The 12,776-nt window shown below is 65.1% G+C and carries 11 protein-coding genes and 1 pseudogene; 7 read left to right on the top strand and 5 right to left on the bottom strand.

Going from position 1 to position 12,776, the window contains the following annotated elements; all coding sequences use genetic code 11:
* The first annotated feature begins 181 nt into the window (after window positions 1-181).
* The 5 genes from AAC640_RS09975 to AAC640_RS09955 all read left to right on the top strand — a co-directional run bounded on the left by AAC640_RS09975 (window position 182) and on the right by AAC640_RS09955 (window position 5,192).
* Window positions 182-865, top strand: coding sequence for a response regulator transcription factor (locus AAC640_RS09975; protein ID WP_340265965.1), 684 nt, complete (start codon window positions 182-184; stop codon window positions 863-865).
* Window positions 862-2,214 carry a HAMP domain-containing sensor histidine kinase gene (locus tag AAC640_RS09970; protein WP_340265964.1) on the top strand — a complete coding sequence of 451 codons (1,353 nt, stop codon included), beginning with the start codon at window positions 862-864 and terminating at the stop codon, window positions 2,212-2,214. The genes AAC640_RS09975 and AAC640_RS09970 overlap by 4 nt, the downstream gene beginning before the upstream one ends.
* Before the next feature lie 159 nt (window positions 2,215-2,373).
* On the top strand, window positions 2,374-2,520 hold the full coding sequence (locus AAC640_RS09965; protein WP_340265963.1) for a lmo0937 family membrane protein: 147 nt from the start codon (window positions 2,374-2,376) through the stop codon (window positions 2,518-2,520).
* A gap of 278 nt (window positions 2,521-2,798) precedes the next feature.
* Window positions 2,799-4,487 (top strand): histidine kinase famiy protein, encoded by a 1,689-nt coding sequence (locus AAC640_RS09960; RefSeq protein ID WP_422794982.1) that lies wholly within the window; start codon window positions 2,799-2,801, stop codon window positions 4,485-4,487.
* Between the two features lie 144 nt (window positions 4,488-4,631).
* Complete coding sequence (locus tag AAC640_RS09955; protein ID WP_340265961.1) at window positions 4,632-5,192, top strand: CC0125/CC1285 family lipoprotein; 561 nt, start codon at window positions 4,632-4,634, stop codon at window positions 5,190-5,192.
* 32 nt (window positions 5,193-5,224) lie between these two features.
* Here AAC640_RS09955 and AAC640_RS09950 read toward each other — a convergent pair whose 3' ends face one another.
* Window positions 5,225-7,012, bottom strand: a complete 1,788-nt coding sequence (locus AAC640_RS09950) for a chloride channel protein (protein WP_340265960.1) — start codon at window positions 7,010-7,012, stop codon at window positions 5,225-5,227.
* Window positions 7,013-7,085: 73 nt separating this feature from the next.
* Between AAC640_RS09950 and AAC640_RS09945 the strand changes: the two genes are divergently transcribed.
* The gene (locus AAC640_RS09945) at window positions 7,086-7,499 is read left to right on the top strand and encodes a MarR family winged helix-turn-helix transcriptional regulator (protein ID WP_340265959.1); all 414 of its coding nucleotides are present in this window, start codon (window positions 7,086-7,088) and stop codon (window positions 7,497-7,499) included.
* Between the two features lie 25 nt (window positions 7,500-7,524).
* Here the strand turns inward: AAC640_RS09945 and AAC640_RS09940 are convergent, their stop codons facing one another.
* Both AAC640_RS09940 and AAC640_RS09935 read right to left on the bottom strand, forming a co-directional pair.
* Window positions 7,525-7,707, bottom strand: coding sequence for a hypothetical protein (locus AAC640_RS09940; RefSeq protein ID WP_340265958.1), 183 nt, complete (start codon window positions 7,705-7,707; stop codon window positions 7,525-7,527).
* 250 nt (window positions 7,708-7,957) lie between these two features.
* The gene (locus tag AAC640_RS09935) at window positions 7,958-8,698 is read right to left on the bottom strand and encodes a helix-turn-helix domain-containing protein (RefSeq protein ID WP_340265957.1); all 741 of its coding nucleotides are present in this window, start codon (window positions 8,696-8,698) and stop codon (window positions 7,958-7,960) included.
* A gap of 104 nt (window positions 8,699-8,802) precedes the next feature.
* Between AAC640_RS09935 and AAC640_RS09930 the strand changes: the two genes are divergently transcribed.
* Complete coding sequence (locus AAC640_RS09930; RefSeq protein ID WP_340265956.1) at window positions 8,803-9,198, top strand: polyketide cyclase; 396 nt, start codon at window positions 8,803-8,805, stop codon at window positions 9,196-9,198.
* Window positions 9,199-9,214: 16 nt separating this feature from the next.
* Here the strand turns inward: AAC640_RS09930 and AAC640_RS09925 are convergent.
* Both AAC640_RS09925 and AAC640_RS09920 read right to left on the bottom strand, forming a co-directional pair.
* Window positions 9,215-10,084: pseudogene (locus AAC640_RS09925) on the bottom strand (tyrosine-protein phosphatase).
* 258 nt (window positions 10,085-10,342) lie between these two features.
* The gene (locus AAC640_RS09920; protein ID WP_340265955.1) at window positions 10,343-12,565 is read right to left on the bottom strand and encodes a TonB-dependent receptor; all 2,223 of its coding nucleotides are present in this window, start codon (window positions 12,563-12,565) and stop codon (window positions 10,343-10,345) included.
* Window positions 12,566-12,776: the final 211 nt, after the last annotated feature.

The raw sequence follows: 12,776 nt of genomic DNA, 5'->3' as shown, positions 1-12,776 counted from the left end.
CCAAGGCGCGGGCAGGGCGGTGGACAAATTATGGATCATTCAATTTGAAGGCGGGCTTTTGAGGAGAGATGCGGCGGCCGTCGCCGGTGGACCGGAGGAAGGGCCGCGCCCGCTGTCATCGAGATGAAACCTGAGCGTCATATCGCCGCGTGGTTGAACAAGCGGATTCGGACGGAAACCTGTGTCTCTGCAACTGCTGATCGTCGAGGATGATGACGAGCTTGCCACCCAGTTGAGCGAGCAGTTGCGGCATTTCGGTCATGAGCCGACCGTGGCGCCCAACGGCCGGCGCGCCAACCAGCTGGTCGCCGACCAGCATTTCGACGCCATCATCCTGGACCGCATCCTGCCGATGATGGACGGGATCGAACTGCTCAAGACGCTGCGCGGCCACAATATCCTGACGCCGGTCATCATGATGACCGCGCTGGGCCAGGCACGGCAGAAGATCGAAGGGCTGGAGTGTGGCGCCGATGACTATGTCGTCAAGCCGGTCGACCCGGCCGAACTCAATGCGCGGTTGCAGGCGGTTACGCGGGCGCGGCAATGGACGGAACAGGGGTCGGACGAAACGCTGCGCGTGGGTGAGATCGTCATCAGCCCGGCCCGGCACAGCGCCTGGCGCAGCGGCAAGGCGCTCAAGCTGCAGAAGACCGAGTTCCGACTGCTGACCGAACTGGCGCGCCGTGCCGGGACGACGGTCACGCGCGCCATGCTGCTGGAGCGGGTGTGGAAATATGATTTCGAGCCGACCACCAATCTGGTCGACGCCTATATCCGGCGGCTGCGCATCCGCCTGACCGAATTTGACGAGAGCGATCCGATCATGACCATTCGCGGCGTCGGCTATATGCTGCGGGGATGATCCCCCTTCGATCCCTGCGGGCGCTGATGCTCGCTTTCCTGCTGTTTTTCCTGGGCGCGACGCTGGCGACGGCGCTGGGCATCTATTTCGCGACCCTGAGCACGATCGACCGGCTGGTGGTGCAGCGCATCGCGGGGGCGAGCGAAATGATCGCGCCGCAGGGCCAGCCCCCGTCCGCCGCCGTGATCGGCCAGCGCATCATGGCGGCCTCGCATGATCGCGACACGGCGGACCTGGGCTATATATTGTTCGAACACAGCCAGCAGATAGCGGGCAATGTGCGCGTGAGCAGGCCTTTGCCGACCGGCCTGTCGCGGATCGACGTGGCCGACCGGATCAAGGGGCTGTCGCGCGGCCGGGTGCTGGTGCGCGACCTGGGCGACGGGCTGCGGCTGGCGGTGATCGCCGAGCCCGAGCCGTTCGACGATTATGACGCGGCCCGTAAGCGCATCTACATATGGGGGTTCGGCTCCATCATCGCGGTGGCGCTGGCGGCGGCCATGACCTTCACGCTGATCGTGCGGCGGCGGATCCTCGCCGTGCGGCGCACGGTGGACGCGATCGCCGAGGGAGACATGACGCGGCGGGTGCCGGTGGACGGATCGGGCAGCGCGTTCGACCTGCAGGCCGAAGGGGTCAACCGGATGCTGGCGCGGGTCAACGAGTTGATGGAGGAAATTCGCAATGTCACCAATGGGGTCGCGCATGAATTGCGCACCCCGCTGGCGCGGCTTCGCAACCAGTTGAGCCTGATCGCCCATGATCCGGCGGCAGAGCCGGTGCGCGGCCCGATCGAGGACGCGCAGACCGAGGCGGACAGGCTGATACGCCTGTTCACCGCGCTGCTGCGGATCGCCGAGGTCGATAGCGGCGCGCGGCGGGAGGATTTCACCACATTGGACCTGGCCGCGTTGGCCGGGGAGTGCGTTGAGGCGCTGGACGCGGTGGTCGAGGAAGGGGGACACCGGATCGACGGGCTGACGTTGACGCCGGTGCAGCTGCGCGGCGACGCCCGATTGTTGTCGCAGATGGTCGTCAACCTGGTGGAAAATGCGGTGCGTCATACCCCCGCCGGCACCACCATCCGGGTAGCCGTGACGCCGGATGAGGACGGCGCGGCGGTGCTGACCGTGGCGGACGACGGACCCGGCATCGCCGAGGCGGACCGCGCGCGGGCGCTGGACCGCTTCGGGCGGCTGGGGGGCGGGGGGGACCCCAAGGGGCACGGTTTTGGCCTGCCGCTGGTGGCGTCGATCGCCCGGCTGCATGGCGGGACGATCACGCTCGGCGATGCGGCGCCGGGCCTGCGGGTGACGGTGAAGATGCCGGGGCTTCGCGGCGCGGACTGACCCGTGGGGGCGCCGATCTGCGCAGGGCGGGCATGACTTCATGGAAACGCCGATGGGGGACGCGGGTGGCCGCCGCGCCGCCGCGCATGAGGGACTGCCGTGAGGAACCGGGAGGCACGCTGAACCGTTTGATCCGCGTAACATAATCGGGAGAGTGTCATGTTGTGGACCGTATTGCTTATCCTCCTCGTCCTGTGGGTGCTCGGCGCGTTCGTCGTGCCGGTCGGCGGCGCCCTCATTCACCTGCTGCTGGTGTTGGCGGTGATCGTGCTGATCTATCAGCTGGTGACCGGGCGCAGGGTATAGCGCCGGCGGCTGGCCCATGTGCCGGACCGGGACGCGGGATGCGACCCCGCACATCCCGGTCCAGCCTGGCCGGCTTGCGAACCGAAGACTGACAGGGGCAATCGACAAATCGTGACGGTCTGATCGGACCGGAAAATCATGACGCCCTCTTCAAAAAAAGCGGCGGCGGCGATGAAACGCGTGCGCGTTGAAACCGGGGGGCGTGCCGGGAATTATAGTCCGGTTCGATCTGTAAGAGGTGATCGGTGGAGCACGACAAGAATAGCGACGCGCAGGCCATGAACGGAGAAGCGACGGGCGAACCGGCGGCGGGAGAAATCAGGGACACGACCAGCTATTTGCCGACCGGGGGCGCAGCGCGCCATCACTGGAAGAATTCCACTGTCGCGCAACCGGGGCTGGAACAGCGCGGCACGGTATTCTTCGCGGCGTTGCAGATGACGCGGATGCCGATGATCATCACCGATCCGCGCCAGCCGGACAATCCGATCGCCTTCGCCAACAAGGCGTTCCTGGACCTGACCGGCTATGAGGAGGAAGAGGTTATCGGCCGCAACTGCCGCTTCCTCCAGGGTCCCGATACCGACCCGTCGTCGGTAAGGGAATTGCGCGAGGCGGTCGCGCGGCGGGAGGCGATCTCACTCGAACTGCTGAACTACCGCCGGGACGGGTCGCCTTTCTGGAACGCAGTGTTCATTGCGCCGGTCCATGCCGAGGATGGCGAGCTCATCTATTTCTTCGCCAGCCAGCTGGACGTCAGCCGGCGGCGCGCGTCCGAACAGGCGTTCCGGCAGGCGCAGAAGATGGAAGCGATCGGCCAGCTGACCGCCGGGCTGGCGCATGACTTCAACAATCTGCTGCAGGTGATCGCGGGCAATCTCGATATCCTGTTGAGCACCGACATTGACGAGCGGCAGCGGCGGTTGCTCGACAATTCCGCCCGCGCGACCGACAGGGGCGCGAAGCTGACGCGCCAGTTGCTGGCGTTCGCGCGCAAGACGCGGCTGGAACCCCGGCGGGTGGACCTGAACGACCTGATTCACGAATTCGGCGATCTGATCGACAATACGGTCGGTGCGCAGGTCCGGCTGGTGACGGCGCTGGAAAGGCGTTTGCCGCCGGTGAGCATCGACCCCACCCACCTGGAAATGGCGTTGCTGAACGTCCTGCTCAACGCCCGCGACGCCATGCCCAGGGGCGGCACGGTGACGATCGCGACGCAGTTGTGGAAGCTCAACGGCAATGCCGCCGCCTATCATCTGCCGGAGGGCGACTATGTCGTGCTGAGCATCGAGGACCAGGGCGAGGGCATGAGCGAGGATGTGCGCCAGCGCGCGACCGAACCCTTTTTCACGACCAAGGGCCAGGAAAAGGGCACCGGCCTGGGGCTGGCGATGGTGCATGGCTTCGTCCAGCAGTCGCTCGGCAGGCTGGACATCGATTCGGCGCCCGGCGAAGGGACGACGGTGCGGCTGATCTTTCCCGTCGCCACGGCGGAAGACCGGGCGCCCGAAAGACCCGTGGCGGCGTCCCGGCCGGGGTCCGCCACGGGCGGGTCAGAAACCATCCTGCTGGTCGAGGACAGCGATGATGTCCGTACGCTGGCGCAGGAACAGCTCGCGGCGCTGTGCTATACGGTGGTCGCCGCGGCAAGCGGCGAGGAGGCGCTGGCGACGCTGCCGCATCACAGCATCGACCTGCTGCTGACCGACATCGTGATGCCGGGGGGCATGAACGGGCTGGAACTGGTGGAACGGTTTCGCCAGACCCATCCCGACACGCCGGTCCTGATGACGACCGGCTATAACGAGGATCTTGTCGCGGACATTCCGCGCGGATCGAAACTGGACGTCATCGGCAAGCCCTATCGGCGTGAGGAACTGGCCGACCGCATCCGCATGGCGATAGACCATCATTCCACGGCGGAGCGGCGCGAGGAACGGCCGTTCGGGCCTAAGGAGGGCTGACTGACCGGCCGGGGCCGCCGCCTGGCGCCATCCCCGCCATCACCGCCTTAACTGCCTGGATGGCGGGATCGCTTGGGCCCCTTCAAACGTTTTCCCATCGTCGAAAGCGCGCTGGTTACGCTTTCCCCTGGATGGAGATCTGAAATGGCGAAGGGTAGAGGATGGATGTTGGTCCCGGCCTGTCTGCTGGGGCTGGCGGCGTGTACGACAGCGACCCCGTATCAGCCGCTGAACGAGCGCGGCAGCGCGACCGGCGGCTATAGCGAGCAGCAGGTCGAGGCGAACCGGTTCCGCGTCGCATTTTCCGGCAACAGCATGACGTCGCGTGAGACGGTGGAACGCTATCTGCTGTACCGCGCCGCCGAACTCACGCGGGACAGGGGCTATGACTGGTTCGTGATGGCCGATCGCGGCACGGAGCGGCACAGCAGCACCTATGTCGACCGGCCCTTCAGTCCCGGCGTCTACGGCTATTGGGGGCCTTCGTGGCGCTATTACGGCCGGGGGTTCGGCTGGCGGACATGGGACCCCTTCTGGGGCGATCCCTTCTGGGACAGCACGATCGATGTCCGCACTGTCGATCGGTACGAGGCAACCGCGGAGATCGTGATGGGCAGGGGGCGCAAGCCGGTTAACGAGGTGCGCGCCTTCGACGCGCAAGACGTGCTGCGCAACCTGGGGCCGGATATCGTCCGGCCAAGCTGACCCCGCGCGTATCGGCTGGGGATGAATGCATATCACAAGGCGGTAGTGGCGGTGCCGCGCAAGGTGATGGGGCGAGTCCGCTCGGTTTCGCCGCTGCGAACCTTGCGCCGGGCCGTCAACAGATCCTGACGCGTCAGGATGCCGACGACCTTGCGGCTGCGCCGATCCACGATGGGTATGCGCCCGATCCCCGATTGCACGATCAGATCGGCCACAGTGCCTGCGGGGTTTTCAGGAAAGGCGACCGGCTGGGACGCATCCGACAGGTTTTCTGCGAGCGACGCGGTGCGGTCCACGCCTTCCACCCTCGAGCGCAGGGCATCACTGCGCGACACGAGGCCCAGCAGGCATCCCTCGTCGTCGACCACGGGATAGCTTCGGTGCCGGGCTTCGCCCGCGAAAAAGTCGACGACCTCGCCCATCGTCATGCTGCCGGGAAGCGTCTGTGGATCCAGACTCATCAGGTCGCTCACCTGCAACAGGTCGAGCGCGTCGACGCTATATTCCTGGAAGATGTGGCGGCCGCGCCGGGCGATCTTTTCCGTCAGGATCGACCGCCGCATCAGCAGTACGCTGACGCCATAGGCGCTCACCGCGCCGGCAAGGCAAAGGGGCAGTGCCTGGAAATCGCCGGTCAGTTCGGCAGCGAAGAGCGCGCCGGTGAGCGGTGCGCGCATCGCCCCGCTCATGATCGAGGCCATGCCGATCATCGCCCAGAAGCCTGGATCGCCCGGGAGATAGTGGCCGGCGAGGCAGCCCAGTGCGCCACCCAGGATCAGCAGCGGCGCGAGGACGCCGCCCGATGTGCCCGACCCCAGCGCGACCAGCCAGACGAGAGCCTTCACCAGCAGCAGCGTGACGATGGCGCGCATGGCGAGGCTGTCGCCCAGCAGGGCGTGGATATTGGCATAGCCCGCCCCCAGCACATGCGGGTCGACAAGGCCGCCGAGACCCACGATTATCGACCCCAGCGCCGGCCACCACATCCAGTGGATGGGCAAGCGATGGAAGCTATCCTCGATCCGATAGAGCGCGCCCGAGAGCAGCGCCGCTTCCAGACCCACCAGCAGGCCCAGGGCGAGCGCGGCGGCGACAGGCCCGATGCCGCCGGGGATCGGCAGCTGCGCGGCGAACATCGGGCCGACACCGATCAGCCACGGACGCAGCGCGAAGGAGACGAGCACCGCCAGCACCACGGGCACGAAGCTGCGCGGTTTCCATTCGAACAGCAGCACTTCGAGCGCGAGCAGGATCGCGGCCAGCGGCGTGCCGAAGATCGCGACCATGCCGGCAGCGGCCCCCGCGACGAGCAGTGTCTTGCGCTCGGCGGCGGTCAGGTGAAAACATTGGGCAAAGAGAGACCCGATCGCCCCGCCAGTCATGATGATCGGACCTTCCGCCCCGAACGGCCCGCCGCTGCCGATCGAGACTGCGGAGGACAGGGGCTTGAGGATGGCGACCTTAAGCGACAAACGGCTTTCGCCGAACAGGATCGTCTCGATCGCTTCGGGGATGCCGTGGCCACGGATCTTGTCCGACCCGAAGCGCGCCATCAGGCCGACCATCAAGCTGCCTACCAGAGGGATGAGGATGACAGCCGGACCAAAGGCGTGCGCGGCAATGTCGCTATCGGCGGCGGACAGGCGACCCTGCCAGAACAAGTTGGTCGCCAGCGCGATCAGTTTCAGCAGCATCCATGCGCCCAGCGCGCCGCCGGCACCCACGACGAGCGCCATTGCCGCCAGAAGGACCATGCGCCGGTCAGCACTATGATCGCCAAGCACCGTTGCTTCAGCGGAAGCGGAGGCTTCCCGAATCATGCAAATCCCTCTCTTGTTGGATCACGACGGGCAATTATGTCGTATAGCGACATATATCAAGCAGAAGGCGCGGATGAGCGGGGACAACAGGGCGCTAAACGACGCGGATTATTTCGCGCTGGCTGAGTTTCGGTTCGCGCTCCGCCAGTTCCAGGCGTTCAGCGACGAAAGGGCGGCGGAGGTGGGCCTGACCCCGCAACAGCATCAGGCTTTGCTGGCGCTACGGGCCGCGAGTGTCGAGGAGGCCACGGTCGGCTTTGTCGCCAAGCGGTTGCTGCTGAAGCCGCACAGTGCGACGGGGTTGGTCGACCGACTGGAAAAGCTGGGGCTGGTGACGCGAGGATCGACTGACGCTGACCGACGTCGGGCGCAATTGCAACTGACGCCGCGCGCGCTGGACCTGCTGGCCCGCCTGTCGGCGGCGCACCGTGACGAGATCAGGCGTCTGCGGCCATTGCTCGACCAGTTGCTCGCCCGCTTCGCCTGAGGCGGGCGGCGCTGACCCCGCGCGATCAATGCATGATGGAAGGAGGACGCATGGCCGCCATCGCGCGGGCATGATAGCGAAGGGCCAATTCCCGATGGATATAGATGGCGTCCGGCTGATCGCCCCGGCACATCGCTTCGGCGGCCTTGCGCGTCTCTTCTTTCGACCGGTTCAGGCAGAAATCCGCGTCGTTCGACATCGTTGCCATAACCTCTCCTGCGAATCGTTGGACAGGCACGATATGCAGGCTGGCAGCCGAGCGGAAGAAACATGGATCAATCGCCCGACCTGCCACCCCAGAAAGTGGTGGAGGACGCAAGGCGCGGTCACGCGACCGCCCAGAAGGGCCGGATTGCCGGGGTCCAGCGGCCGGCCCGCCCCGCTGCGGATGGCGAACTATTCGGGATTATGTCTTTGGGCATAGGCCCGTAGCGCAGCGGCGCGCCATGGGCCGGGCGTCAGAAATCGATGCGGATATGGACGTTCGACCGATCGGTGCCGGCGGCGCGGGCGATGGCGTCCTTTGCCTGATCCACCAGGGTGGACAGCGTCCGGGCGCCGCTTTCCGGCCCCGTATCCGGGTGCAGGTGCGCGGGCGCGCGGTCTTCGCCCATCAGCAATTGCTGGTCGGTCAGTCCGAAGATCTTGGAAAGCACAAGGATGTTGGTGTGGCGCGGCATGCTCTTGCCCGTTTCCCAGGCCCAAAGCGTCGTCTTGCTGATGCCGGTGCGATCGGACAGGGCGGTGCGGGTCATGCCCCGTTCGCGCCGTAGCCGCCGGAGGCGCTCCGACAAGGGTTCGGGCGCCTTTTCGGGCGTCCCGGCAAGGGCTGTCGGCTGGGCGGAAGCCGGGGCGTCGGCGATGGGACTGCGGAGCCTGACGGCGCTGACCGCCGCCTGCGGCAGCGGTTGATCGAAGCGGCAGCCGAAAAGCGGTTCGTTGCGCCAGACGATCCGGGCCGCGACGGCATCCGCCTGCGGCAGCGCCACGGCGATCGACTGGCCGACGGCCAGATCGCAATTGGTTTCGATGAGCATCCCGGCGGTGGAGATGTCGTGGATGACGACATTGGCCTGATCGTCGCCCAGCGAGCCGGAGACTTCCAGCCGGATGCGCCAGCGGGCGTCGTCGCGCCGGTCATCGGAGTGGGGTTGCTGCTCTATGATCGCATTGGCCTGCATAAGCCCGGTTAATCGCATATCCTGCTTTCCGGAATGTTAACGAGGCTCGCGGGTTGCGAACATCTGTTATGGAGTCGGTTGGAACAGATTAACAAAGACCTGAATATAAGTGGAGTATCAATATGTTGCCTGCGCGCACCTTCAGCGTGTCGATCAATATGGCGTGGCGCAGCCTGTATGAGATGATCTGGGCGCCGGCCTTTTTCCCCCGCTGGGCGTCGGGCCTGGCGGAGTCCGACCTGCGACAGGATGGCGAGCATTGGCTGGCGGACGGACCGGATGGCCCGATCCGCATCCGCTTCACGCCGCACAATCCCTATGGCGTGATGGACCATCATGTCGATCTGGGCGAGGGAGGACAGGTGCATGTTCCGCTGCGCGTCGTGCAGAATGGCGAGGGGGCGGAAGTAATGCTCACCCTTTTCCGCCAGCCCGACATGGATGAGGACCGCTTCGCGGCCGACATCAAGTGGGTCAATCGCGACCTTCGGGCGCTCAAGCGGCTGGTCGAGTCCTGAGCGCCCCGGCGGCGCTCTATTCGAGATAGCGTGCCCGGAGCGCGGCGAGGTCGAGCTTCGAGACGCCGGCTTCCTGCACGAGATAGCTGTCGACCGATCCCCAATTCCGTTCGATCTCGTCAAAGGCAAAGGCCAGGAAGGCCGTACCGTCGGCGGTCTTGAGCGGTTGCGGCGTGGCGGTCGCGGGGTTTTGCTGGAATTTCGCGAACATCAGCGCGACGGGATTATTGGCATGCGCCGCGGCGTCGATCCGGGGCATTTCCCATTCCGGGCGGCGCAACCTGGTCGACAGGTGATAATCCGCCAGGATGACGTCGCGCGGAACGCCCAGAGCCGACAGGATCATCGCGGTGACGAAGCCGGTGCGGTCCTGCCCGGCGGAACAATTATAGGCGATCGCGCCGTCGCCTGAGAGCAGATCCTTGAAGACCAGCTTCAGATGCGGGGCGAGGGTGTGGGGCAGTTTCCGCTACACGCCTTCGCCATTGGCTGGGGCCGCGCCGGTCATCAGGCTGGCCATCGAATAGCCGATCGCCTGATAGGGCACGCCGTCGATGCGGGTGGGCGCCAGCACGCGCTCCTCATCCGACCGCAGGTCGACAAGATGCGCCAGTTGCAGCGCGCGGACCTGGGTGAGGTCGGCGTCCGTCAGCATCGGCTGCCCACCCGAACGATAGATGAGCCCCCAGCGCACATGCTTGCCCCCGGCCGCCGGATAGCCGCCGATGTCGCGGAAATTTGATCCCTGCTGCAACGGCAGCAGCCGTTCGGCGATGCGCACCGTGCCGCCTGACTTGCTGTCGCGCAGGAGGAAATAGGCGCGCTCGTCCGGCGCGACCTGCACATTTTCCTGACCGTCCCGATCCGCCTTCGCGATCAGCTTCATCTCGTCGGGCCGGGCCGCGGGATTGTCGGAGAGGAGGATGTCGACCGGATCGGGATCGGACCAGCTGACGGTCAGCTGCGTGGGTGTCTGGCGAGTCACCGCCGGCATGTTGATCGTGCCTGCGGTCGACGCGCTGGCGAGCAGGCCGGTCAGGAGGGGAAGGATGGTCAGGCGGGTCATGGCTGTCCTTGATACGGTAATGCCGGAAGGAGGGAAATGGGGAGCCACGCGGTCACCCGCCGGTGGCTCCCCATCAGGTCAGAAACGGATGTTCAGTTCGCCGCCGAACGTGCGCGGTTCGTTGAAAAAGCCGTTGAGGCCCGATTGCGGGCTGAGCGCCTTGTAGAAAAGATGCTGTTCGTTGAACAGGTTACGCGTCCAGAAGGCGATGCTCAGCATCGCGCCCGAATTGTTGAGCGCGATATCGCCAAGCGCGACACGGCTGTTGACGATGAACGACCTTTCCCCCTTGGGCTGGTAGATGTTCGATGCGCTGCCCGGCGCAACATAGACCGGGTCGGTGGCGTTGACATAGAAGCCGTTGTCATAATTGCCGTCGAGATGCGCCCGAATGATGAAGCCGTTGAAGGGCAGTTCATAGTCAATCGCGCCGCTGGCCGAATATTTGGGCGTATAGGTCTGGTAGATCGGCACCGCGATGGGATTGATGACCCCGGCCGCGTTCGGATAAGGGTTCGCCGTCGCCGGGATGCGGACATATTGGTAGGAATAGGAACCCGACAGGGTGAGGCCCGTCAGCGGATTGACCGTCAGTTCCGCTTCGACGCCGTGCACGCCGCCCTTGCCCGGCGCGTTGATAGTCGAGGTGGTCGTGCGGGTGCCGCGAGGCTGGTTCGGCACTTCATAGGGGCGGCTGAAGTCGACCTGGATATTCTTGTAGTCACCCGCATAGGCGGCGATGTTGAAGCGGGCGTGGTGGTCAAAAAACTCGGTCTTGGCGCCGATTTCGAAGATCGATACGGATTCGGGATTGAACGGATCATAATTTTGCGAACGCGAGTTAGCGCCGCCCGATTTATAGCCGGTGCTCCATTTGCCATAGACATGAACGTCTTTCGTCACGTCGATGGCGAGGTTGACCATCGGGTCGAGCCGCGACCAGCTCGCGTCGAGCGGGATCTCGCCCGAAATGCCGTTGCGATTGATGGGCGGTAGGCCGTTGACGATCGTCAGATCGCCATGCTTGCTGTCCCTCGTCCACCGCAGGCCGCCGGTGACATGCAAGGCGTCGTCGAACAGGTCCGGCGTCCAGGTGGCCTGGCCGAACGCGCCCACGCTTTTCGTCGTCACATGGCTGGCGCGGTCAATACGCTGGGTGGCGAGGTCCAGAAATGCGACGGTGTAGGCCGATCCGTCCGCGTTGGTGAAGGTGTTGGTGTTGAACGCCTGGGCATTGTCGGCGACATGTTCGCGATAATAGAGCGCGCCGGCGACGAACTTCACCCGGCCGATATCGCCGATCGCCTCGAACTCCTGGCTCCACTGGTTCTGCCTGAACTGGGCGAGGCTGTAGCGGGCGAAGGCGACGCCGGTGAAAACGCCGCTCGCGTTCGACATGGATGTCGCGGCCGACCCATTGTCGAACTGGCTCTGGCGCAGCTTGCGGTAGGAACTGATCGATTTGAGCGTCAGTTCGGGCGACATGTCATATTCGAGCGTGAGGCGATGGCCCTGGACATTGCCGATGCTCGGCTGCTGGGGCACGCCAACATTGGCGGTGCGCACGCGGCCTGGCTGGATGGTGGCGACCGCCGCCTGCTTGTTGGTGCCCGGCGCCACGAGGTTGAGGTAGAGCGAGGTCGATTCATCCTTCGAAATGTCGAAGCTGTAATCGGCGCTGAAGCTGTCGGTCGGCTTCCACAGCGCTGCGGCGTGGAAGCCGCGCTTGTCATATTGGTTGAAGCCGTCGGCGCCCGAGAGCGGATTCTTCACCAGCGGATCGCGATGGGCGACGACCGCATCGAGCTTTACAGCGATGTTGTTAAAGGCCGGCAGGTCGATATGCACCTCGCCCTTATGACTGCCGAAATTGCCGATGCCCGCAGTGCCGTTTACATGGAATTCGCCGGACGGCTTCTTGGTGACGATATTGACCGCGCCGCCTTCGGTGTTGCGGCCGAACAGCGTGCCCTGCGGCCCCTTGAGCACTTCGATATTCTCAATGTCGAACAAGGCCGTGCCGAGTCCCTGGGCGCGGCCGAGATAGACGCCGTCGACATAGACGCCGACGCCCTGGTCACGGGCGGGCTGGTTACCGTCGGACAGAACGCCAATGCCGCGAATATTCACGATCAGCGCGGAATTGCGCGAATAGAAGGGCGCGATCTTCAGTGACGGGATGGCGCCGTCGCCCAAATCCACCAGCGAGGTGACATGGCGGTTGGTCAGGTCGTCATTGCGCATCACCGAAATGGAAATGGGCGTTTCCTGCATGTTTTCGGGCCGCTTTTGCGCGGTCACGAGAATTTCCGGCAGGCTTTCGCTGGCGTTCGCGTCGGCCGGGGCCCCTGCGTCGGCGGCGAAGGCAGTCGTCGGTGCGAGAAGAACGATGGCACAGGCAGTGGTTGCCAGCCAGAGGCGCTGGAGTGACGTGATATGGATCCCCTTGTGGATTTGGCCCGCCTTAAACCGGAGGGTTCGCGGGGTCGCCTAAGGGGTCAATGTTGCGCCA

It is taken from the genome of Sphingobium mellinum, assembly GCF_037860795.1.
Classification (GTDB): Bacteria; Pseudomonadota; Alphaproteobacteria; order Sphingomonadales; family Sphingomonadaceae; genus Sphingobium; species Sphingobium mellinum.
The sequence above is the reverse complement of the archived record's forward strand: the minus strand, read 5'-3'. Positions and strand labels throughout refer to the sequence as shown.

Excerpts from the sequence above, each read along its gene's own strand:
- AAC640_RS09935 (WP_340265957.1), bottom strand. The coding sequence starts at position 8,698 with ATGCGATTAACCGGGCTTATGCAGGCCAATGCGATCATAGAGCAGCAA.
- AAC640_RS09965 (WP_340265963.1), top strand. The coding sequence starts at position 2,374 with ATGTTGTGGACCGTATTGCTTATCCTCCTCGTCCTGTGGGTGCTCGGC.
- AAC640_RS09960 (WP_422794982.1), top strand. The coding sequence starts at position 2,799 with ATGAACGGAGAAGCGACGGGCGAACCGGCGGCGGGAGAAATCAGGGAC.
- AAC640_RS09950 (WP_340265960.1), bottom strand. The coding sequence starts at position 7,012 with ATGATTCGGGAAGCCTCCGCTTCCGCTGAAGCAACGGTGCTTGGCGAT.
- AAC640_RS09940 (WP_340265958.1), bottom strand. The coding sequence starts at position 7,707 with ATGGCAACGATGTCGAACGACGCGGATTTCTGCCTGAACCGGTCGAAA.
- AAC640_RS09955 (WP_340265961.1), top strand. The coding sequence starts at position 4,632 with ATGGCGAAGGGTAGAGGATGGATGTTGGTCCCGGCCTGTCTGCTGGGG.
- AAC640_RS09930 (WP_340265956.1), top strand. The coding sequence starts at position 8,803 with ATGTTGCCTGCGCGCACCTTCAGCGTGTCGATCAATATGGCGTGGCGC.
- AAC640_RS09970 (WP_340265964.1), top strand. The coding sequence starts at position 862 with ATGATCCCCCTTCGATCCCTGCGGGCGCTGATGCTCGCTTTCCTGCTG.
- AAC640_RS09945 (WP_340265959.1), top strand. The coding sequence starts at position 7,086 with ATGAGCGGGGACAACAGGGCGCTAAACGACGCGGATTATTTCGCGCTG.